The 20,503-nt window shown below is 63.8% G+C and carries 17 protein-coding genes; 7 read left to right on the plus strand and 10 right to left on the minus strand.

Features of this window, described 5'->3' with window-relative positions; genetic code table 11:
- Window positions 1-15: 15 nt before the first annotated feature.
- The 8 genes from RA21_RS10105 to RA21_RS10140 all read right to left on the minus strand — a co-directional run bounded on the left by RA21_RS10105 (window position 16) and on the right by RA21_RS10140 (window position 10,474).
- Window positions 16-1,563: a sensor histidine kinase gene (locus RA21_RS10105; RefSeq protein ID WP_039148407.1), complete on the minus strand. Its 1,548-nt coding sequence runs from the start codon at window positions 1,561-1,563 to the stop codon at window positions 16-18.
- Window positions 1,548-2,243, minus strand: a complete 696-nt coding sequence (locus RA21_RS10110; protein ID WP_039148409.1) for a response regulator transcription factor — start codon at window positions 2,241-2,243, stop codon at window positions 1,548-1,550. Before RA21_RS10110 ends, RA21_RS10105 begins: the two co-directional genes overlap by 16 nt.
- 13 nt (window positions 2,244-2,256) lie before the next feature.
- Window positions 2,257-3,783, minus strand: coding sequence for a DUF4153 domain-containing protein (locus tag RA21_RS10115; RefSeq protein WP_039148411.1), 1,527 nt, complete (start codon window positions 3,781-3,783; stop codon window positions 2,257-2,259).
- Between the two features lie 248 nt (window positions 3,784-4,031).
- Complete coding sequence (locus RA21_RS10120; protein ID WP_039148413.1) at window positions 4,032-4,703, minus strand: TetR/AcrR family transcriptional regulator; 672 nt, start codon at window positions 4,701-4,703, stop codon at window positions 4,032-4,034.
- A 1-nt stretch (window position 4,704) separates the two neighbouring features.
- Window positions 4,705-6,261, minus strand: coding sequence for a trimethylamine methyltransferase family protein (locus RA21_RS10125; RefSeq protein WP_039148414.1), 1,557 nt, complete (start codon window positions 6,259-6,261; stop codon window positions 4,705-4,707).
- 4 nt (window positions 6,262-6,265) lie between these two features.
- Window positions 6,266-8,671 carry a GcvT family protein gene (locus RA21_RS10130; RefSeq protein WP_039148416.1) on the minus strand — a complete coding sequence of 802 codons (2,406 nt, stop codon included), beginning with the start codon at window positions 8,669-8,671 and terminating at the stop codon, window positions 6,266-6,268.
- A 136-nt stretch (window positions 8,672-8,807) separates the two neighbouring features.
- Window positions 8,808-9,794, minus strand: a complete 987-nt coding sequence (locus tag RA21_RS10135; RefSeq protein WP_082008926.1) for a pyridoxamine 5'-phosphate oxidase family protein — start codon at window positions 9,792-9,794, stop codon at window positions 8,808-8,810.
- Between the two features lie 59 nt (window positions 9,795-9,853).
- The gene (locus tag RA21_RS10140) at window positions 9,854-10,474 is read right to left on the minus strand and encodes a glutathione S-transferase family protein (protein ID WP_039148419.1); all 621 of its coding nucleotides are present in this window, start codon (window positions 10,472-10,474) and stop codon (window positions 9,854-9,856) included.
- A gap of 141 nt (window positions 10,475-10,615) precedes the next feature.
- Between RA21_RS10140 and RA21_RS10145 the strand changes: the two genes are divergently transcribed.
- The 6 genes from RA21_RS10145 to RA21_RS10170 all read left to right on the plus strand — a co-directional run bounded on the left by RA21_RS10145 (window position 10,616) and on the right by RA21_RS10170 (window position 16,364).
- The gene (locus tag RA21_RS10145; protein ID WP_039148422.1) at window positions 10,616-11,512 is read left to right on the plus strand and encodes a LysR family transcriptional regulator; all 897 of its coding nucleotides are present in this window, start codon (window positions 10,616-10,618) and stop codon (window positions 11,510-11,512) included.
- Window positions 11,513-11,818: 306 nt separating this feature from the next.
- Window positions 11,819-12,955 (plus strand): ABC transporter substrate-binding protein, encoded by a 1,137-nt coding sequence (locus RA21_RS10150; protein ID WP_039148425.1) that lies wholly within the window; start codon window positions 11,819-11,821, stop codon window positions 12,953-12,955.
- Window positions 12,956-13,023: 68 nt separating this feature from the next.
- Window positions 13,024-13,944, plus strand: coding sequence for a branched-chain amino acid ABC transporter permease (locus tag RA21_RS10155; RefSeq protein ID WP_019294606.1), 921 nt, complete (start codon window positions 13,024-13,026; stop codon window positions 13,942-13,944).
- The gene (locus RA21_RS10160) at window positions 13,941-14,930 is read left to right on the plus strand and encodes a branched-chain amino acid ABC transporter permease (RefSeq protein ID WP_039148428.1); all 990 of its coding nucleotides are present in this window, start codon (window positions 13,941-13,943) and stop codon (window positions 14,928-14,930) included. The genes RA21_RS10155 and RA21_RS10160 overlap by 4 nt, the downstream gene beginning before the upstream one ends.
- Window positions 14,923-15,678, plus strand: coding sequence for an ABC transporter ATP-binding protein (locus RA21_RS10165; protein ID WP_039148431.1), 756 nt, complete (start codon window positions 14,923-14,925; stop codon window positions 15,676-15,678). Before RA21_RS10160 ends, RA21_RS10165 begins: the two co-directional genes overlap by 8 nt.
- Window positions 15,675-16,364 (plus strand): ABC transporter ATP-binding protein, encoded by a 690-nt coding sequence (locus tag RA21_RS10170; protein WP_039148434.1) that lies wholly within the window; start codon window positions 15,675-15,677, stop codon window positions 16,362-16,364. The genes RA21_RS10165 and RA21_RS10170 overlap by 4 nt, the downstream gene beginning before the upstream one ends.
- Before the next feature lie 88 nt (window positions 16,365-16,452).
- On the opposite strand, the gene RA21_RS10175 is transcribed toward RA21_RS10170, so the two are convergent.
- A complete protein-coding gene (locus RA21_RS10175; protein ID WP_039148437.1) occupies window positions 16,453-18,702 on the minus strand; it encodes a methyl-accepting chemotaxis protein in 2,250 nt (749 codons plus the stop codon).
- A gap of 376 nt (window positions 18,703-19,078) precedes the next feature.
- Between RA21_RS10175 and RA21_RS10180 the strand changes: the two genes are divergently transcribed.
- Window positions 19,079-19,528, plus strand: coding sequence for an Lrp/AsnC family transcriptional regulator (locus tag RA21_RS10180; RefSeq protein ID WP_019294601.1), 450 nt, complete (start codon window positions 19,079-19,081; stop codon window positions 19,526-19,528).
- An 11-nt stretch (window positions 19,529-19,539) separates the two neighbouring features.
- Here the strand turns inward: RA21_RS10180 and RA21_RS10185 are convergent, their stop codons facing one another.
- Entirely contained in the window at window positions 19,540-20,490 is a 951-nt protein-coding gene (locus RA21_RS10185; protein ID WP_019294600.1) for a LysR family transcriptional regulator, read from the minus strand.
- Window positions 20,491-20,503: the final 13 nt, after the last annotated feature.

The raw sequence follows: 20,503 nt of genomic DNA on the forward strand, positions 1-20,503 counted from the left end.
GCGGCCCGGTTGATTTCAGCGGAAGGTCAGCCGGAAACAGGCGCCGCTGCTGGACGGGACAACACTCAGCGTGCCGCCGAGGGCCTCTGCCGTTGCCTTGACGATGTTGAGCCCCATGCCGGTGCCGCCGCTGTCCCGCCGGGTGGTGAAGAAGGGCTGCAGGATCTTGTCCGCGTTGCCTGCGCTGATGCCGGGGCCGTCGTCTGCGATCTGGAGACAGGTGGCGGTGCCGTCCTGACAGGCGGTCAGCACGGCCTGTTTGGCGCCGTGTTGCTGTGCGTTTTCCAGAAGATGGGTCAGGATGATCTGCAGGGTGGGGGCGGCAACCGGCAGCGGCAGGGTGCCGTTCTGCACCTTGACCGCAAGGGCCGGGAAGGCCTGCGAGATCTGCGCATGGATTTCGTTCAGGCAGCAGCTTCCTGCCATCGCGCTCTGATCCGCCAGGCTGAAGGCGCGCATGTTGGCCAGCAGGTCCTCCATCCGCTTGCCGCCCTTGTCTACGGTGTCGAGCAGCCGGTGCCGTTGTGCCGGGGGCAGATCGTCGTCGCGCAGCAGTTCTGCAGCGCCTTTCAAGGCGGTGAGCGGCGATTTCAGCTCATGCGTCACATGGGCTGTATAGGTCTTCAGCGCGTCCTGCTTGCTTTGCAGGCGGCCGGTCAGAGACTGGAAGCTGCGGCTCAGGTCCTCGATCTCGCGGGTGCCAAGCTGGTCCGGCGGCTCCCACGTCTGGCTTCCGTGGCCCGCCAGCTGGCTGCGCTGGATCAGCAGCTGGATCGGACGGGTGATGAAGCGCCAGAACACATAGCCGATGAGCATAGTGGACAGGGCAACAAATCCCGCGGCCTTGGCAAGGTTGAAGCGCTCGCCATAGAGAAAGCGGAAGATGTGGTTCGGGGTGCGGCTGAGGTAGACCGCGCCGATCAGGGTCTGGTCCGCATAGACCGGCATCGCCACGAACACGCGCACGCGGGCCCCGCGGCTGAGAGTGTAAAGCGCGGGCGGCGCGTCCTCGCGCAGGCGGGTGCGCGCAACAGAGACGGTTTCGCCTGCCAGCGCGCCCTGCACCTCCTCCACATGGCCCAGAAAGGTGCCGGTTTCGGCGGTGCCTGCAAAGACGTTGCCGCGGGCGTCGAGAAACCGGTAGCCGGCCAGCGTCTGCGCCTGTGCGGCATTGGCAATGCGGGTCAGCGGGGTTGCGATCTTCCGGTAAGGGGCGCCCGCAGGACCAGAGAGCGGTTTTGCGTCGGGGCGGGGCGGCAGGACGGTTTCGCTGTTGACGGACAGCGACGGAAACACCGCGTGCTCGCCGGAGACCGGGCGCCCGCGGGGCGGCTTGGTGCCAGCTGCGCCTGCATAAAGCTCGGCATAGGCCGCCGACATCACCGCGGCCTGGGTCAGCAGGCTTTCCTCGGTCTGCTGCACCAGCTGGCTGTCGTAGAAGCGGAACAGGATAAGCCCGGCAAAGGGCAGGCAAAGGACCAGCGCCAGCACCAGAAGCACCACCGCCCAGAGCCGCGGCCGCCATTTGCGGGTCAGCCCGTTGTGGTTCAGGCTGGGGTGCATGCGCCCATCCTGAGGCCGACGCCGTGCACGGTCACGATCCCCTCGGCGCAGCCCGCCTGCGCGAGCTTGGCGCGGATGTTGCGGATGTGGCTGTCGATGGTGCGGTCGGAGACATGGATGTTGTAGCCATACAGCGCATCCACAAGCTGTGCCCGCGACAGCACCCGGTCCGGGCGGGCCATCAGGGTTGCCAGCAGCCGGAACTCCGACCCGGTCAGGGCCACTGGCACTGCGCCAAAGCGGCAGAGGTGGCGCTCCGCATTCAACTCCAGGCTGCCCTGCGCCAGCACCGCTTCGGGCAGCGCCGGGGCAGCAGGGACGCTGCGTTTCAGGATCGCCTTGATCCGGGCCACCAGTTCGCGCGGGGAGAAGGGCTTAGTCAGATAGTCGTCAGCGCCCAGCTCCAGCCCGACGATGCGGTCGATCTCGTCATCGCGGGCGGTGAGGAACAGGATCGGCACGTCGGAGGATTTGCGGATCTCGCGGCAGACTTCCAGCCCGTCCATTTCCGGCAGGCCGATGTCCAGCACGATCAGGTCGGGAGTCTCCTCCCGGCTGGCATTCAGCGCGGCGAGGCCGTCGCTGGCAAAAAGCGTCTCAAAGCCAGCTTTTTCAACCGCGAAGCCGGTCACCTCAAGGATATCGGGATCGTCATCGACAACAAGAATGCGGGCTGGCATCAAATGGGGTCCTTCAATTCTGCCGCTGATAATAGGCTTGGATCCGCCACCTCCGAAAGCCCCATTCGCGCCAGTTGGTGATGGCGGTCTTGTAGAGGTCATAGTGCATTGCGCTGCCGCAGACCTGCTGTCCGGTTTCGGTTTCAAAGGCATGGACAGTGGGGTAGGCACCGGCACCGAGGCTGCAGATGTAGTATGTGTCCTGTTTCACCAGCGTACTGCCGTGGGTCAGGTTGTAGCGGGCGATGACCTCGGCGAAGTTCACGAAACCGCAGATGTAGAGAGTGCCGAGAAGGGCGGCAAAGCAGCGGCGCAGCAGCCAGGCATTGCCGTGGCCGCGGCGGATTTGCATCACGGTCAGAACCAGCCCTGCCAGCACCAGCGCCATCCAGATGAAGGCAGCAATCCGCAGGTAAGTCAGCGCATAGGCCCCGACATAATGATGCAGCCGGATGGCGGCGGTCAGCACCAGGAACATGTTCTGCGCCAGCCAGAGGTAGACCAGAGCGCGCAGGGTTCTGTCGGCGCCAGTCATGCTGCGCGTCACCAGCGTGAACACACCGGCCAGCAGTGCCGTCACCACCAGCGGATAGGATCCACGGTGGGCGTAAGAGGCATAGCTCATCCCCTCCGGCAGGGAGACGCCGCCGGTCAGAATGCCAAGATCCATCACCGTTTGGACCAGAAACAGCAGGTTGAACAGCACCAGCGAATTGCGCACTGAAACCGGGTTGATGAGAAAGGCGGCCCGGCTGGGACCTGCCTTTTGCACGGAAACGGGCGGTGCTGCACTGCCCAGCCATGTCCCGCTGAGGTTGAGGCAGGGCCACAGCAGCGCTGCCATCACGGTCCAGAACAGGAGCCGCAGCCAGAATTCCAGCTCGAACAGGCGGGCCGGATCCAGCTCTGCCAGAACCTCCTCCAGCACCGGGTTGGCGGCGGCCAGAAGCATTAGGAAAACCGCGCCCATGAGCAGCGGCAGCGCCATCGCTGCCGCCTGGCGGCGGGCGCCTGAGCTGAGGTCCGTGGCGGGCATGGCGCGGAATGCATCGCGCAGCAGCAGCGTGGCGCCGATGGTCGGCAGGCGCAGGGCGGTGCGCAGCGCCAGACGTTCGCTGGCGGCCTGGCCGTAGACCGCCCAGACCACAAGGCAGACCAGACCGCCGAGGCTGAACAGAACCGACAGGAACTGCAGCTCAATGGCGGCGGGCAGATTGCTGAGCACAGCAAAACCTGCCGCACCGGCCCATTCCCGGGCTGTTGGCCGCCGCGGTTTCATCGCCATGACGGCAGCAGAGAGGATCAGCGCAAAAACCGCAACCGAGATGCCTGCGGGCTGTTCCCAGAACAGCCAGTCGGCAACTGCAACCAGGGCCGCCAGAAGCGGTATCGCATGGCGGATCCGTAAAGCGGCGATGAGCGGCCCGCCGTCCCGCGGGCGGCGGTGCGGAGCCTGCGGCGGCCCGTCCGCCGTTTCCAGCCACCACCCATCCAGCCTGATGCTGTCGGGCACCCCGTGAATAACCAGTTCCTGCCTCATGTCCTGTCTCCTGCTCTCAAATCTCTTTGCCAGGCAGGATGAGGCCCGCGCTTGCAGCTTTGGCGTGCTGTCTCCGCAGGTTTCAGGGGGCTTTTGTGCAGATTTCGTGCAGGGATGAAGTGTCCGCTGCTTGCCTTTGAAGGGAGAGATTCCGCGGGCTTCCCCAGGGTATGCCTCTGCAGTTTTCGGCTGCGGGTGCAGCGGGCCGCCTTCTCGGCGCCGTCGCGGCAGGCCGAGACGTGCTGCAGTCAGCGGTCCATCTTTTGTTCCGCAAAGGCCCGGGCCGCGGCCACCGCCTGCTGGTCCGGGTCAACCCCGGTGAAACCCAGCAGGTAGCCCTCCAGCCGGGCGGTGCGGGCCTGCATAGGCTCGCGCACTTCCAGTGCGTGGTAGCCGCATTGCATGAAGTAAAGGATCCGGGCGCGGGCCTCAGCTTCATAGGCGGAGTAGCCGTGGCGTTCGAACATCGCCGTCACCGCAGCCAGCCGCTGCGCATCCGCCGCGTCGATCCGGTTGCGCACCTTGCCGTCGCGGCGCGACCATTCGCGGACCGCGAAGTCCAGGCTGGCGTCGAACAGGTCCGGGTCGACAAAACAGCGGAAGAAATTGCAGACCGCCCAGGAGATATTGGCGGCGGGCAGGTCGCAATGGTCGAGGATGGGCGCGGTGTTGCGCGCCTCCCAGTCGTCCAGCAGCGCCTCCAGAAGGTGTTTGCGGCTTTTGAAGTACCAGTAGAAGCTGGAGCGCGATACGCCGAGCCGTTCGCCGATCGCCAGCACCTTGACCCCGGCCACCCCTTCGCTGACCAGCAGGTCGCGGGCGACGTTCAGCCAGTCCTCCGGCGTGACCTTCACATGGCCGCTGAGGGGTTCCTTCTCGGGGTTGTCCCGGTGCAGCACCGGCGCGGCGCGTCTGGCCATGTCAGCTCTCCGGCGGGGCGCCGCCTTCTGCGGTGCGCTTGGCGATGAAGGCCTGCAGGGCCTCAGCGCGGGTTTCGTCCGTCACCGGCCGGGTATCATGGGCGAGGATATCCTTCCAGACCCGGGTGGCGCGCTGGTTGGCATCCAGGGCGCCGCGCTCGGACCAGGTGCCGAAATTGGCGTAGTCATGCACCACAGGCTCATAGAATTCCGTGCTGTAGCGGTCCATGGTCTGGGGGGCGGCAAAGAAATGTCCCTGCGGCTCCACTTGTGTCAGCGCGCTGGCGTAGCCGATTTCCTCTGGTCCGGCCTGGGCGCCTGCGCAAAGTTCGGCAATCATGTTCAGGACTTCGGCGTCGGTGACCAGTTTTTCGTAGGAGACGGACAGCCCGCCCTCCAGCCAGCCGGCCGAGTGAATGATCACGGTGGCGCCGGCCATCAGGCAACCCCAGAGCCCCATCTGGTTTTCATTGGCCGCCTGCACGTCGTTGCAGTTTGACGCGGACCCGGCGGCAGAGCGCCAGGGCAGACCAAGGTGCCGCGCCAGCTGGCCTGCGGCCAGGGAGGCCTGGAAATGCGCGGGCGTGCCGAATGCAGGCGCGCCGGATTTCATGTCCACGTTGGAGGTGAAAGTGCCATAACAGACCGGCGCGCCGGGATTAGCCAGTTGGGTGAGAGTGAGCGCGGCCAGCACCTCCGCATGGCTGAGGGTGATCGCGCCCGCGACGGTGATCGGCGCCATGGCTCCCATCAGGGTGAAGGGCGTGATGATCGAGACCTGCCCGTGGCGGGCAAAGTCGATGAGGCCTTGCGCCATCGGAATGTCCAGAGTGCGCGGGCTGTTGGTGTTGATGATGGTGTAGCAGCGCGGCTCTGCCCGGAATTCCGCATCCGACACCCCGCGGAAGTCGCGGATCATCTCGAAGCAGTCCATCACCTGCGGCGTGCCGCGTGAGAAGATGAAGGGGAACTTGTCGGTCCGGGTCATCTGCGCCTCAGTGGTGAAGTAATGGCGCAGATGGATGGGGACGTCCTGCGGCTCCACCTGGGGGGAGATCATGTGGAAGACGTCGAAGTGATGGGTAAGCTGCAGGTATTCCAGGTAATCCCGGGCTGAGCCGGGGCGGCGGCCGCGTTCCAGATCGGTGGCATTTGGCGCGCCTGCCCCTGCCTGGAACACCAGGCTGCCCAGCTCCAGCGTGATATCGCGCTCCCGTGCGCCCGCCCGGCAGGTGATTGAGCGGGGGGCAGTGGCCAGCGCCGCCTCCACCATGTCGCGGCCGATATAGACCATTTCGCTGTCTTCATCGACGCGGGCGCCGCCTTTGGCATAGACTTTGCGCGCCTCCGGCAGCAAAACCTTCATGCCCAGTTCCTCGAGCATCTTCAGCGCGGTTTCATGCATGTCCGCGATCTGATGCGCCGGGAAGACCTCCATCAGCGGGAAGGGGTTTCTTAGCTGGCGGTAGTTTGTGGTGCGTCGCGGGGCAGGGGCGGTGTCGCCCCCGCGTCCCCGCCGTCTGCGCCCGCGGGCGGCGCTGTCGTTTTCGATGGTCATGGCCTTAACCTCTCATCGCTGTGCCGGAGGGGTCGTAGGGGGAAGGTGCAATCACACGGGCGGCGCGTTCCTGACCCACGATGTGGACGGTCAGGTCTGTGCCTTCCGCAGCTGCCGCCCGGTCCACCATGGCCAGCGCCAGCGATTTACACGTGGTGTGGCCATAACCGCCGGAAGTGACAAAGCCGACGCGGGTTTCACCCTGCCAGACCGGCTCATAGCCGCTGGCGTCGGCGTCCGTGGCGTCCACTTCCAGGGTAACAACCACCTGCGCCGGGCCGCCGGTCTCGCGTTCCTTCAGCGCGGCATCGCGGCCGATGAAGTCCTTGTTCCAGTCAATCCAGCGGTCCATGCCGGTTTGCGCCGCCGTGTAGCCTTGGGTGAATTCAGCGCTCCAGATGCCAAAGCTTTTTTCCAGCCGCAGGCTCAGCAGCGCATTGAAGCCGACTTCGCGGATGCCAAGGTCTGCACCGGCTTCCAGCAGGGTCTCGCGCAGGGTGATGTGCTCGGCAGCGGAGCAGTGGAGTTCGTAGCCCAGTTCCCCCGCGACCGAGAGGCGGCCCACCTTGAGGCGCAGCATCCCGATGTCGAAGGTGCCGCAGCCCATGAAGGGCAGGTCTTCGATGGGGCCATCCGTCAGCTTTTCCAGCACCTTGCGGCTGTTCGGGCCGGAGAGGCTGAAGCCGGTGACGGCATCACTCACGTCGCGCACCTCTACACTTTCGCCCATGTGGTCCTGGAACCAGCGCGTGTGCCATTCGCGCAGGTAGTAGCTGCCCATGATCCACCAGCTGCCGTCCCCCCAGTTGAACACGGTGAGGTCGCCCTTGAGGCGGCCCTCAGGCGACAGCATCGGCGCCAGTTTGGCGCGGCCAGGGGCGGGGAGTTTCGACGCCATGAGGCGGTTGAGCCAGGCCACGGCGCCTGCACCTGAGACCTCAAACCGGGAGAAGGCGGAAATGTCGAGGAGGCCCACGGCCTCGCGCACCGCCTTGCATTCCTCTGCGACGATCTCAAAGGCGTTGGAGCGTTTCAGGGTCGGGGTTTCGGTAAAGTCTTGCGACGGGGCGAAATAGAGCGGGATCTCCAGCCCGTAACTGGCGCCCCAGCGGCAGCCTGCGGCACTCATCCCGTCGTAAGCCGGAACCTTCTTCAGCGGGCGGCCTGCGGGCAGCTGCTCATTCGGGTAGGTCATCACGAAACGGCGGGTGTAGAACTGGCCGGTGGTTTCCTTGATGAAACGCTTGTTCTGGGCGTAGTCGCCGAAGCGCGCCACATCCATGCCAAAGACATCCGCCTCCGGCTCGCCATGGATCATCCATTCGGCCAGCGACTTGCCGACGCCACCGCCCTGCAGGAAGCCGGCCATCACGCCGCAGGCGCACCAGTAGCCGGGCTTGCCGCGCACCGGGCCGACCAGCGGGTTGCCGTCGGGGGCAAAGGTGAAAGCGCCATTGACCCAGGTCTTGACCCCGGTGGTTTGCAGCGCCGGGTAACGTTCGAACCCCAGTGTCAGTTCGCGCTCAATCCGGTCGGGGTCTTCCTGCTGCAGCTCGAACCCGTATTCCCAGGGCGCGCCGTCCATCATCCAGTGCTGGTGGTCGATCTCGTAGATGCCGAGCAGAATGCCTTTCTGATCCTGGCGCATATAGGTGAAGCCTTCGAGGTCCACGGTCATCGGCACCTCGAAATCGAGCTGTTCCAGCGCGGGGATGGTGTCGGAGATCAGATAGTGGTGGTTGAGCGGTGAGACCGGCAGTTCTACGCCAGCCATCCGGCCCACCTGCTTGGCCCAGAGGCCCGCGGCGTTGACCACATGCTCAGTGTGGATGGTGCCCTTTTCGGTCACGACCTGCCAGCCGCCCTCCACCTGGTGCAGTTCCAGCACCCGGTTGTGCTCGATCACCTCGGCGCCGCGTTTCTTGGCAGCCCCGGCATAGGCGTGCACGGTGCCGGTGGTGTCGACATAGCCCTCGCGGTCGGCCCACATGCCGCCGAGGATGCCCTCGGTGGACATGATCGGGCATAGCTCGCCAGCCTCCTGGGGGGTGATCAGGCGGCAGTCGTCGATGCCGATCGACTGGAAAGTGCGGTAGGCCGATTGCAGCCATTCCCAGCGGTCCGGGGTGCCTGCCAGCGTCATGCCGCCGGTCATATGCATGCCGACGGACTGGCCGGATTCCTGTTCGATCTCGGACAGGAGGTCGATGGTATAGGCCTGCAGCGAGGCGATGTTGGGATCTGCGTTCAGCGCGTGGAAGCCGCCCGCCGCGTGCCAGCTGGACCCTGCTGTCAGCACCGAGCGCTCGATCAGGCAGACATCACTCCAGCCGAATTTCGCCAGGTGGTAGAGGACAGAGGTGCCGACAACACCGCCCCCAATGACAACGGCACGATAGTGCGACTTCATGGCTTTGCTCCCTGTCTGCCGTCACCGGGCAGGCGGGGATCTCCCCCGAATCCGCCCTTTGGACATTTCTGTCCAATTCATCGGCGATCCTGGACAGTCTTGTCCAGAGAAAATTTCAGGGTCTCACGCGAGGATGCTATTTGGCGGGTGTGCCGCTACTGGACTGGGTTTCCGCCCAGGTGCCGGTGCGCAGGGTTTGAGCGGCAAACCTTCCCGGGCCGGTTCGCCAGGGCAGGGCGGCTTCCAGCCACAGGCCCTTGTGAAGGGTAAAGCGCCAGCCGCGCTGTGCGCGTTCAAAGGCGGTCACGTCCGGATGGTCTTCTTCCAGCAGCTCCACCGCGCCGGTCAGCAGTAGAAGACTGCCGGTTTCAAAATCAGGGAAGGCCAGGCCCGCGCGCGGGTTCAGCAGGAAGTTTCCCAGCGTGTTGAAGTGGTTGTTGCCGCGGAAATCCGGGATGGTGAGGGTATTGCCTGCCACCCGGACAAAACCGGGCCGCCCGCCGCGGTGGGAGACATCGACGCCTTCGCGTTCCGGGTCTTCGGCGGTGGGGATGTGGCTGGCGACAAAGAATGTGTCGGCCTGGGCGATCCGTGTGCTGTGCTCCGGCGGCAGTGTGGTAAAGGCCTGTGGGCGCGCGGGGGCCGCGTCATTGGCAGGGGTCAGATCGCGCTCCTGGATATATTGCGGGCAGTTGCCAAAGGACTGGTCCACCCGCAGGGTGAAACCTTCCGGGCCTGCTGAAACAATCCGCCCGTTCAGCCGGTTGCGGCGGCGGCTGTGCAGCTCGATCCCCAACAACCCCAGCGGTGCGCCCTCGCGGATGGCGGCCTGGACCGGGTCCCCCGCAGTTCCATTCAGCGTTACTTGCAGGTGCTCCGGGTCGGGCGAGACGGCAAATCCGGGGGCACCGCTGAGCAGGCTGGCCCAGGGCCAGCCGTCATCGTCCACGGCGCCGGCCGCCAGGAACGGCAGCTGGGCGAAGAACTCCCGGTGCTCCTCAGGCATGAAGGGGCGGATCATCCGGCGGCCCAGGGTTTCTGCCATGTCGCGCTTGCCCGCGCGGCGCTGCATTTCCTGTTCGCCTGCGTGGAAGGGCGAGGGGCTGTCTGCGTCATGGGGCATTGGAGCCTCCTTTAGCTGGAGCGGTGCGGCGGCGGCCCGGTGGACCGCCGCCGGCGGGATCAGGCAGCCAGCCCAACCTTGGTTGCGGGCATCGGCTTGAAGCCTTTCAAAGCTTCGATGTTTGCCAGCAGGGCGCGGACGTTGGGGTAAGGCTCCAGCGAGATGCCGCCCTCCGGCGCGTGGGCGATGTAGGAGTATGCTGCCACGTCAGCGATGGTGGGGGTGTCGCCGACCAGGAAGCTGCGGCCCTCCATATGGGCGTCGATCTTGCCCAGCACACGGGCCGCAACGGTTGCGCAGAAGTCTGCATCCAGCGGCGCATTGAAGACGTTGATCAGCCGCGCCGCCGCCGGGCCAAAGGCAATCTCGCCTGCCGCAAGGGTCAGAAACTTCTGCACCTCGGCCTCTTGGACCGGATCGGAGGGCAGCCAGGACGGCGCGTATTTGCGGGCGAGGTAGACTAGGATGGCGTTGGAATCGCTGATGACGGTTTCACCGTCCTCGATCACCGGCACCTGGCCTGCGGGGTTCAGCGCCAGGAAGGGCGGCTGTTTGTGCTCGCCAGCGGCGAGGTCGACGTTCACAACCTCATGGGCGAGGCCGGTGAGGCTGGCAAACAGCTCCACCCGGTGGGCGTGGCCGGAGAGGGGAAAGCTGTGGATGCGGATCTGATGTGCCATGTCTGGGGTCCTTTGCTGCGGCAGGGGCCGCTGGTTTCTGAAGACACCCGGTAGATACACCGTGCCTAGCATGGCGATAATATTCCAATTCATGGAATGATTATGTATATATCGTTCATAACTGATGCCGGAGGCCCTGGGATGGACAAGCTAGACTGCATGCGCGCCTTTGCCGCCGTGGCGGCGCAAAGCTCCTTTACTTCCGGCGCACGGCAGCTGGGGATCAGCACCAAGCTGGCCAGCAAGTATGTCGCCCGGCTGGAGGAGCAGCTGGGCGCGCAGCTGCTCAATCGCACCACCCGCAAGGTGACGCTGAGTGATACCGGGCGGGCCTATCTGGAGCGCTGCCTGCCGCTGCTCGCGCAATTCGACGAGCTGGAGGACGTGGTGCAGCTGCGCCAGCAGGAGCTGGCAGGCCCGATCCGCATCACCGCGCCTACTGGTTTCGGCAGCCGGGAACTGGTGGAGGCACTGCAGCCGTTCCAGCAGGCGCACCCCAAGGTGGAGGTAGAGCTGGTGCTGTCCGACCGGCATTTGCCGATGCTGGAGGAGGGGGTGGATCTGGCGGTGCGTTTCGGCGCCCTGAAGGATTCGACACTGGTGGCGCGCAAGCTTTGCGGCATGCGGCTGGTGGTGGTGGCCTCGCCCGGTTACCTGGCAGAGCACGGCGAACCGGCGGAGCCAGAGGCGCTGGCGACCCACAACTGCCTGCTGCAGATGACCTCGCCGCAGCCCGATGCCTGGGTCTTTGGCCAGGGTGCTGCGCAACGGACCGTCACCGTCAGCGGCAGCTTCCGCGCCAACTCCCCCCGGGCGGTGGCGCATATGGCCGCCAGCGGGCTCGGCATTGCCCGCTGCCCGCATTACACCGCGCTGCCGTTCCTGCGCGACGGCAGGCTGCAAGTGCTTTTCGAACAACAGGAAACTGACCCGGCAACGCTTTACGCCGTTTATCCCTCCAGCCGCCACCTGACGGTGCGGATCCGGGCACTGATTGATCATCTGGCAGGTTGCTTCGGACAAGGCTTTTCAGCCTGAGAACCTGCTGCTTCTTTCTGGTGACCAATACCCCGGGGAGCGCGAGGGGCCGGCCCCTCGCATCTGCAGCAAGGCCATTATCATGCATCTGCAGCAATTCGGGCAACAATATTGCCCTATATATTTTATGCTTGAAATATATATTCAAGCCTGCGTAGGCTGATCCCGAGGGCTGGCGCAAGATCAGCCGCGACGATGCCGGCTGTGGCGGGGCTTGGCTTCTGCCGGGGCGGCGTTAAAGTCGCAAGCATTTGATCAAGAACCCAGGCCCCCAAGGGCCGGTCATATTCTGGGAGGAAAGACGTAATGAAGACCATTCGGATGCTTGCAATGGCGGCTGCGATTCCGGCGCTGGCTGTTGCAGCACAGGCGGATACCAAGATCGGTATGATCACCACATTGTCCGGCGGCGGCGCCGGGCTGGGCGTGGATGTGCGCGACGGTTTCATGCTGGCGATCGAACAGGATGGCCGCGAGGGCGTCGAGGTGGTGATCGAGGACGATCAGCGCAAGCCCGACGTGGCGGTGCAGATCGCCGACCGGATGATACAGTCCGAGAAGGTGGACATACTGACCGGCATCATCTGGTCGAACCTTGCGATGGCGGTGGTGCCTGCGGCAACCGCGCAGAATGTGTTCTACCTGTCGCCGAACGCCGGCCCCTCGGCGCTGGCGGGCAAGCGCTGCCATCCGAATTACTTCAACGTCGCCTGGCAGAACGACAACCTGCACGAGGCCGCGGGCGCCTATGCCAACGAGGCAGGGCTGAAGAACAGCTTCATCCTGGCGCCGAACTACCCGGCGGGGCAGGACGCTCTGACCGGCTACAAGCGGATGTATGGCGGCGAACTGGCGGGTGAGATCTACACCAAGCTGGGTCAGACCGATTATGCCGCCGAAATCGCGCAGATCCGGGCGTCCGGAGCCGACTCGGTCTATTTCTTCCTGCCCGGCGGCATGGGGATTTCCTTCCTCAAGCAATATGCGGGCAGCGGCGTGGACCTGCCGGTGGTGGGACCGGCGTTCTCCTTTGACCAAGGCATCCTGCAGGCGGTGGGCGACGCGGCGCTGGGGGTGAAGAACACCTCGCAGTGGAACAAGGACATCGACAATGAGGCCAACGCTGAATTTGTTGTGTCCTTCCAGCAGAAATACGGCCGCCTGCCGTCGCTTTATGCTAGCCAGGGCTTTGACACTGCCAACCTGATCCTGAGCGCGCTGGACAAGGCGGAGGTGTCTGATCAGGACAGCTTCCGAGCGGCGCTGAAAGCGGCGGAGTTCGCATCGGTTCGCGGTGATTTCAAATTCGGTGACAACCACCACCCGATCCAGAACATCTATGTGCGTGAGGTGATCAAGGAAGGCGACGTCTTCACCAACAAGATCATCGCCACCGGCCTGAGCGATCACGCCGACGCCTACGCGGCCGAGTGCAAGATGTAAGACCTGACCCGGACGGGGGCGCCTGAGGTGCCCCCGCACACGGCAAGACTTCCCCTTCGGAAAATCAAATGACGTATATTCTAGTTCTGGAGCAGATCCTGAATGGGCTCCAGCTCGGGATGATGCTGTTTCTAATGGCAGCCGGGCTGACGCTGGTGTTCGGGGTGATGGGGCTGATCAACCTGGCCCATGGCTCGCTCTATATGGTTGGCGCCTTTGCCGCCGCGGCGGTGGCGGGCTGGACCGGATCGTTCCTGCTGGCGCTGATCGCAAGCCTGGCCGCCGCTGCCGCCGCGGGCGCGCTGATGGAGCTGGTGGTGATCCGGCGCCTCTACCGGCGCGACCATCTGGACCAGGTGCTGGCGACCTTTGCGCTGATCCTGATTTTCTCTGAGGGCACACGCTGGCTGTTCGGTTCTTTCCCGCTGTTCCTGGACGTGCCGTCCTACCTGTCGGGGCCGGTGAGCCTGCCGGGGGGTATTCAATATCCGCTGTACCGGCTGACGATCATCTTGATCGGCTTGGCCATTGCCGCCGGGCTGTTCCTGCTGATTGCGCGCACGCGCATCGGCATCCAGATCCGGGCGGGCGAGGCCGACCGGGAGATGATTGCCGCGCTTGGCGTTGATATTTCCAAGCTCTACACGCTGGTATTTGCGCTCGGCGCGGCGCTGGCCGGGCTGGCGGGCGCGCTGGTCGGCGCAATCCAGTCGGTGCAGGTCGGCATGGGCGAGCCGGTGCTGATCCTGGCCTTTGTGGTGATCGTGATCGGCGGCATCGGCTCCATCAAAGGCGCGTTGGCCGGGGCGCTTCTGGTGGGGATGACCGATACGCTGGGCGGTGTGTTCCTGCCGCAGCTGTTTGCAGTCTTCATGGACCCGGCCAGTGCGGCCTCTGCCGGGGCGTCGCTGGCCTCGATGCTGATCTATATCCTGATGGCGGCGATCCTCTTGGTGCGCCCCTCTGGCCTTTATGGAGGGAGCGCATGATGCTGACGCGCGAGAGCCTGCTCAATTGGGCGATGATTGCGGCGCTGCTGATCGTGCCGCTGGCTGCCTGGAGCCTGGATGAGCCGTTCATCATTACGCTGGCGACCAAGGCCGCGATCCTGGCGCTGGCCGGGGTTGGGCTGAACATTGCCCTAGGGCTTGGCGGGCTGATCAGCCTGGGCCATGCGGCGTTTTTCGGAATCGGCGGCTATGCCATGGGCATTCTGGCCGCCCATGCCCAGAACTATGAGCCGCTGTTTGAGTGGCCGTTCCTGTTTGAGGGCAGCAACCAGATGCCGCTGATCTGGCTGGTGGCGGTAGTGTTCAGCGCGCTTGCGGCGCTGGTGATCGGCGCGCTGTCTTTGCGCACTTCGGGCGTTTATTTCATCATGATCACCCTCGCCTTCGGGCAGATGCTCTATTACTTCGCAATCAGCTGGAGTGCCTATGGCGGCGAGGACGGGCTGTCGATCTGGGTGCGGAATGAATTCCCAGGTCTCAACACCCTGGATCCGATCCAGTTCTTTGCCATTGCCTATGTCATCCTCTGCCTGGCGCTGGTTTTCGCGGCGCGGCTGGCGCGCTCACCCTTCGGGCTGGCTCTGGCGGCGGCGCGGCAGAATGAGGACCGGGTGCAGGCGGTGGGCCTCACACCGTTCATCTTACGGCTGACGGCCTTTGTGATTTCCGGCGCCATCACCGGGCTGGCGGGGGCGCTGTTTGCCGATTTGAACCGGTTCGTCAGCCCGACCATGCTCAGCTGGCACACCAGCGGCGAGATCATGATCTTTGTGATCCTCGGCGGGGTCGGGCGGCTTTACGGTCCGGTTGCCGGTGCCGCGCTTTATATTCTGCTGGAGCATCTTCTGGGCGGGATCAGCGATTACTGGCAGATTTTCCTAGGTGTGCTTCTGCTGCTCATCGTGCTCTTTGCCCGCGGCGGGTTGATTGGAGCGCTGGCTGGACGGGAGAAGGCACATGGCTGATGTGGTTCTGAAAACCGATAGGCTCAACAAGTGCTTTGGCGCGCTGAAAGCAAGCAGCGATGTTTCGCTGGACCTGCGGTCCGGAGAAATCCATGCGCTGATCGGGCCGAACGGGGCGGGCAAGTCCACTCTGATCAAGCAGATCGCGGGCAACCTAGTGCCGGACAGCGGCACGGTCGAGCTGCTGGGGCAGGATGTGACCGCGCTGGATACGGTGGCGCGGGCGCGGATGGGGCTGGGGCGGACGTTCCAGATCTCCGCACTGGCGATGGAATACACGGTGCTGCAAAACGCGGTGCTGGGCGCGCTTGGCGGGCGCGGTCGGCCGTTCCATTTCTTCCGCAACGTGATGAAGGACCCGGAACTGCTGGAGACCGCCCGCACTGCATTGGAGCGGGTCGGGCTGACGCAGGATGCCAACCGCCGCACTGCGGATCTGTCGCACGGCCAGCGCCGCCAGCTGGAGGTGGCGGTGGCGCTGACGCTGAAACCGAAGCTGTTTCTGATGGATGAGCCGATGGCGGGCCTGGGCACTGCCGGGTCCAAGGCGCTGACCGGGTTCCTGGATGGCTTGCGGCAAGAGGCTCCGATTCTGCTGGTGGAGCACGACATGGATGCGGTCTTTGCCCTGGCGGACCGGATCAGCGTGCTGGTCTACGGCCAGATCATCGCCACCGGTACCGCGGATGAGATCCGCGCCAATGCCGAGGTGCGCCGCGCCTATCTGGGAGAGGAGGATGCCGCATGAGCCTGCTGTCATTGCAAGGGGTTGAGGCCTCCTACGGCCCGGCGCAGGCGCTGTTCGGCGTCAGCCTGGAGATCGGCGAGGGCGAGGTGGTGGCGCTGATGGGCCGCAACGGCATGGGCAAATCCACCACCATCAAGACGATCTGCGGGATGCTGGCGTCCTCCAAGGGGGAGCTGACGTTCGACGGCCACGACCTGCGCCAGCTGCCGTCGCACAAGATCGCCCGGCTGGGAGTTGGTCTGGTGCCGGAAGGCCGGCGCTGTTTCGCGCCGCTGACGGTGGAGGAGAACCTGATTGCCGCGGCCTGTCCCGGCCCTTGGGATATGGCCAGGGTGGCAGAGCTGTTTCCGCGGCTGGAGGAGCGCCGGACGCAGGCCGCCGGATCGCTTTCGGGCGGGGAGCAGCAGATGCTGACCATTGGCCGCGCCCTGATGACCAATCCGCGGCTGCTGATCCTGGATGAGGCAACCGAAGGCTTGGCGCCGGTGGTGCGGCAGGAAATCTGGGCCGCCATTGCCCGGCTGAAGCGCGAGGCGGGTCTGTCGATCCTGGTGGTGGACAAGTCGCTGAAGGAGCTTTCCGCCGTCGCCGACCGCGCGGTTATACTGAACAAGGGCAGCAACGCCTGGGAGGGCCGGATAGGTGAGCTGCCTGCGGATATTGCGGACCGGTTCCTGGGGGTCTAGGTAAGCGGCATGTAATGAGACTTATGTTGAGTTAGATCCGTTTCCCCGCATTGTGAATTTCCCCCGGCTGATGCCGGGGGAACTATGTTCAAGCGCTCATTCGGTGCGGTTCTCTGGCGAACTCTTGGGCCGGGGCTGAACCGCTGCCGCCCAGGTCAAAGCGGCCAACAACGTCCGTCAGGCTTTGTGATTCATTCTGCAAGAGCTGGCTGGCTGCCGCGGCTTCTTCGGACATGGCTGCGTTCTGCTGGGTCATATTGTCCAGCTGATGCATGGCGCCGTCGATTTTCTCCAACCCTTCGGACTGGATGCGGACGCCGTCAGCGATTTCAGTCACCAGCCCGGAAACGGCTGAGACCTGCTCGATGATGCTGGTCAGCGCATCGCCTGCGCGGCCCACCATGGCAACGCCATTGGCAACGTGCTCCTCACTGGCGGAGGTCAGCCCCTTGATCTGCCCTGCGGCATTGGAGGCGCGTTGCGCCAGTGCGCGCACTTCAGAGGCGACCACGGCAAAGCCTGCCCCGGCGGGACCCGCTCGGGCGGCTTCGACGCCCGCGTTCAGCGCCAGAAGGTTGGTCTGGAAGGCAATGTCGTCGATCATGTTGATGATCTTGGAAATCTCCGCCGAGGCTTCCTGAATCTGATCCATTGCCGCCACCGCCGAGGTTACTACATCGGTGCTTTGCTCTGCCTCGCTGCGGGCGCCGCGCATAGTCTCGTCCATCCGGCCTGCCCGGTCGGCGGTATTGCGGATGCCACCGGTCAGCTCGCGGATGGCGCCTGCGGTTTCTTCCAGTGTCGCTGCCTGGCTCTCGGTGCGATGCGCCATCTCAGTTGCTGCGCCGCGCTGTTCCTCTGAGAAACGGCCGACGTTTTCTGCAGCATCGACAACCTCGCCCATAGAGCCGCGCAGGCGTTCCAGGCTGCGGTTGAAGTTTTCCCGCAGGGTTTCGTAGTGCCCGTCGAATGGCGCCTGGATGTCGCAGGCCAGGTTGCCGCGCTGCAGTTCTGACAGGGCCGCGCTCATGCTTTCGACTACGGCGGCGGTATGGCGGGCAGCCTCTACTTCGCGGGCTGCGGCCTCATCGGCGTCCTTCAGCTTGCCGCGGAAGGTGTCGAGGCTGCGGGCCAGATCGCCAAGCTCATCACCGCGGGCGAGGCCCTGGATTTCGGAAGTGTAATCTGCATCGGCCAGCGCATTGGTGGCTTCGCGCAGAGCGTGGATCGGACGGGTGACGCTGCGCGCCGCCAGCCAGGAAACACCGATCGCGGCCAATAGCGCCGCGCCGATCATGGCAGCCGCAATCAGGCGGATACGCTCGACAACGGCAAAGGCGGTATGTTCGTCGGTTTCCAGCACCAGCGACCAGTCGAATCCGGGCAGGTCCAGCGGCATTACCTGCGCAATGGCGCGTCCGCCCATTGAGGAGGCGACACCTTCGAACTGGCCTGCCTCGCGCGACTTGGCGGCCTCGATCTGCGGTGATCCCGTAAGTTTCTGCAGTGCCGGAAACAGGCCCACAACGGAGGACGGGCTGCGGGCTACACCGTCGCTGCTAACCACATAGATGTTCTGATGGGTGCCGCCGGACAGGTTGCTGGTCAGCGCCTTGACGACGCCATCGGTGCCGAGCTGGATGGCAATCACCCCGGCGATTTTACCGTTCTTGGCAAACACTGGTGCGGCCATGAAGGCTGCGGCGTCCGGACTGTGGCTGTAAGCGGAAAAATCTGCCACCGCGATTGTGCCTGCTTCTGCCTCCAGCGCTGCCTGGAACACCTGCGACAGGCCGCTGTCAGGCGTTTCCTGAACACCGGTCATGAAATCGTCCTGCTTTTTCACCGAATAGACTACCTGCCCGGCGGGGGTGATCAGATACAGGTCCTGATAGCCGTTGAGGCGCAAGCTTTGCAGGAAGGTGGGGTGATAGGTGACATGCGACTGGTTGTAATAGGAACCGTCGCCCGCATCTGTCAGCTCCTCCCGCCGGTCCTCAGAGTTGGGGTTTCCGGCGGCGTAGGTCTGCTTGAGATACGCAACCGGGTCGTCTTCCTCGACCATGCCGATCACCCGCTCGAAATTGCTGATGGCGCGGAACACCGCAGGCTGCCCTGCCAAACTGGAGAGGTCGGAACGCGCGGCCTTGATCAGGAAGCCAAGCGCCTGGGCGCCGGATTTGGCCTCGATCTTCTGGGCGGCAAAGGCGTTTTCTCGGATGCTGCGCTCTGCCATGGAATAGACCAGAACGGACACGGTGACGAGAAACACACCCGTCAGCGCAACCATGATCAGCGGCAGTTTCAGTTTCAGCGGCAGTTTCGTTAGTCGGGGCATTGGCCAGGGTCTCCTGCAGTCTGCGGCGCCCGGTCGCACCGGGGCCTGAAGGAGTCATAGTCTGGAAAGTCCTGATAAAGTGTGTACCGCAAATAGGCCGCAAATGAAGTTTTCCGGAATCTTTGCGTATTTGATGCCGCAAATTTGAATCGTGTGCCAATCCGGCCGGAAAGATGCCTGAAGCACTTATTTTTAAGGCCCTGCTAGTGCGTTGAGTCAGGAAATGCGCTGCGGGGGTGACGCAAATTGTCAGGTCTGAACATATTCACATTCCGTAGTTTTGCATCCGCAAGACGTTCGCTTTAGCCGGTCGCCGGAAAGGCCCGTGGCGGGTTTTCAAGTTGTCATTCATGTTAAACCAAACCAAAAATCACTCATGGACAAAAAAGACCGTGAAATTCTGAGGCTGATACAGGCCAATGCCCAGCTGACCGCTGAAGCGATCAGCCAGGAGGTCGGCCTGTCAGCGCCCGCGGTGCAGAAACGGCTGAAGAAGCTGCGTGACACCGGGGTGATCGAAAGGGAAATCGCGATCCTGTCGCCGTCCAAGATGGGCCGGGAGATGACGGTGATCGTGCAGGTTGTGCTGGAGCGTGAAAGCCGGATGCATCTGGACGCCTTTAAGCGCAAGATGCGCAAGGCGCCGCAGGTGCAGCAGTGTTACTACACCACTGGAGAGGCGGACTTTATTCTGATGGTGATTGTGAAAGACATCAAGGAATACGAAGCCTTCACCCAGGAGTACTTTTTTGATGAGTCCAACGTCAGCCGGTTCACATCTTCTGTGGTGATGGACCGGGTCAAGGTGTCGCTGGACATCATTTGAACAGTTTCGGCTCAGGTCCGGGCAAGTAGCGCATCGGCCGCCGGGAGGGAGTGCGCGGCGGTCAGCGTGTCCAGAAACAGCTTGGTGATGCGGTTCACCGCAGGGCGTCTGCGGGTGACAGCCGCAAATTGGCTGCGGTAGCGGATCTCCTCGGGCAGCACTGCTTTCATCAGTCCTTTTCGGATATAACCCTCGGCCATATGGTCCGGGAGGAACCCCAGATAGCTGCCGGACATGATGAGGATCGCCAGTGCCTGTTCATTCTGCACTTTCGCGGCGCGGCGGAAGCCCAACGTCTGACCAACATGCAAGTTAGGGGAGTTCACCCGGATTCCCGCATAGTTCATTGCCTGCACATCCGACAGGCTCAGAGCGGATAGGTCGCGGTCCATGAACGGGTGCCCCTTGCCGCAGTAAAGGAACATGTTTTCACCATAAAGCGGCATGTAATCAAGGCTGGGGGACGGCCGGTGCAACGCAAGAATGCCAATGTCGAGCTGGCCGCTGATCACCTTGGTTTCGATCACGTTGGGCGGCTCCAACGATAAATCGATTTCCACCGCGGGGGCGGCTTTGTTGAAGGCCCGGATGCCGCCCGGGACGAAGGCTTCCGGATTTGAGGCGCATTGATCGAACAGCGCAATCCGGATGGTTCCGGCCAATTGCTGCTTGATTTCATTCACCTCGGCGCGGAAATCCGCCACAGAGATCAGCAGCCCTTCGGCGGAGCGCAGCACCTTGGCGCCATCGTCTGTCAGGGAGAAACCTGCGGGCCCCCGGTTGCAAAGCTTCAGGTCCAGCCGCAGTTCAAGGTCAGCAATGTATTTGGAAATCGTCGATTTGCCGATGTTCAGTTCGCTTTCGGCGGCAGCCAGACCACCGCTTTCGGCCACTGCCTTGAACACGCGAAGTAATTTCAGATCGGCGTCTGCGACATGTTTGAGATGGGTTTTGCGGGCCATTTTAAAGTTCGAT

The sequence above is a fragment of the Leisingera sp. ANG-DT genome (assembly GCF_000813785.1).
GTDB lineage: Bacteria > Pseudomonadota > Alphaproteobacteria > Rhodobacterales > Rhodobacteraceae > Leisingera.

Coding starts and splice junctions, on each gene's coding strand:
- RA21_RS10105 (WP_039148407.1), bottom strand. CDS start 1,563: ATGCACCCCAGCCTGAACCACAACGGGCTGACCCGCAAATGGCGGCCG.
- RA21_RS10110 (WP_039148409.1), bottom strand. CDS start 2,243: ATGCCAGCCCGCATTCTTGTTGTCGATGACGATCCCGATATCCTTGAG.
- RA21_RS10115 (WP_039148411.1), bottom strand. CDS start 3,783: ATGAGGCAGGAACTGGTTATTCACGGGGTGCCCGACAGCATCAGGCTG.
- RA21_RS10120 (WP_039148413.1), bottom strand. CDS start 4,703: ATGGCCAGACGCGCCGCGCCGGTGCTGCACCGGGACAACCCCGAGAAG.
- RA21_RS10125 (WP_039148414.1), bottom strand. CDS start 6,261: ATGACCATCGAAAACGACAGCGCCGCCCGCGGGCGCAGACGGCGGGGA.
- RA21_RS10130 (WP_039148416.1), bottom strand. CDS start 8,671: ATGAAGTCGCACTATCGTGCCGTTGTCATTGGGGGCGGTGTTGTCGGC.
- RA21_RS10135 (WP_082008926.1), bottom strand. CDS start 9,794: ATGCCCCATGACGCAGACAGCCCCTCGCCCTTCCACGCAGGCGAACAG.
- RA21_RS10140 (WP_039148419.1), bottom strand. CDS start 10,474: ATGGCACATCAGATCCGCATCCACAGCTTTCCCCTCTCCGGCCACGCC.
- RA21_RS10145 (WP_039148422.1), top strand. CDS start 10,616: ATGGACAAGCTAGACTGCATGCGCGCCTTTGCCGCCGTGGCGGCGCAA.
- RA21_RS10150 (WP_039148425.1), top strand. CDS start 11,819: ATGAAGACCATTCGGATGCTTGCAATGGCGGCTGCGATTCCGGCGCTG.
- RA21_RS10155 (WP_019294606.1), top strand. CDS start 13,024: ATGACGTATATTCTAGTTCTGGAGCAGATCCTGAATGGGCTCCAGCTC.
- RA21_RS10160 (WP_039148428.1), top strand. CDS start 13,941: ATGATGCTGACGCGCGAGAGCCTGCTCAATTGGGCGATGATTGCGGCG.
- RA21_RS10165 (WP_039148431.1), top strand. CDS start 14,923: ATGGCTGATGTGGTTCTGAAAACCGATAGGCTCAACAAGTGCTTTGGC.
- RA21_RS10170 (WP_039148434.1), top strand. CDS start 15,675: ATGAGCCTGCTGTCATTGCAAGGGGTTGAGGCCTCCTACGGCCCGGCG.
- RA21_RS10175 (WP_039148437.1), bottom strand. CDS start 18,702: ATGCCCCGACTAACGAAACTGCCGCTGAAACTGAAACTGCCGCTGATC.
- RA21_RS10180 (WP_019294601.1), top strand. CDS start 19,079: ATGGACAAAAAAGACCGTGAAATTCTGAGGCTGATACAGGCCAATGCC.
- RA21_RS10185 (WP_019294600.1), bottom strand. CDS start 20,490: ATGGCCCGCAAAACCCATCTCAAACATGTCGCAGACGCCGATCTGAAA.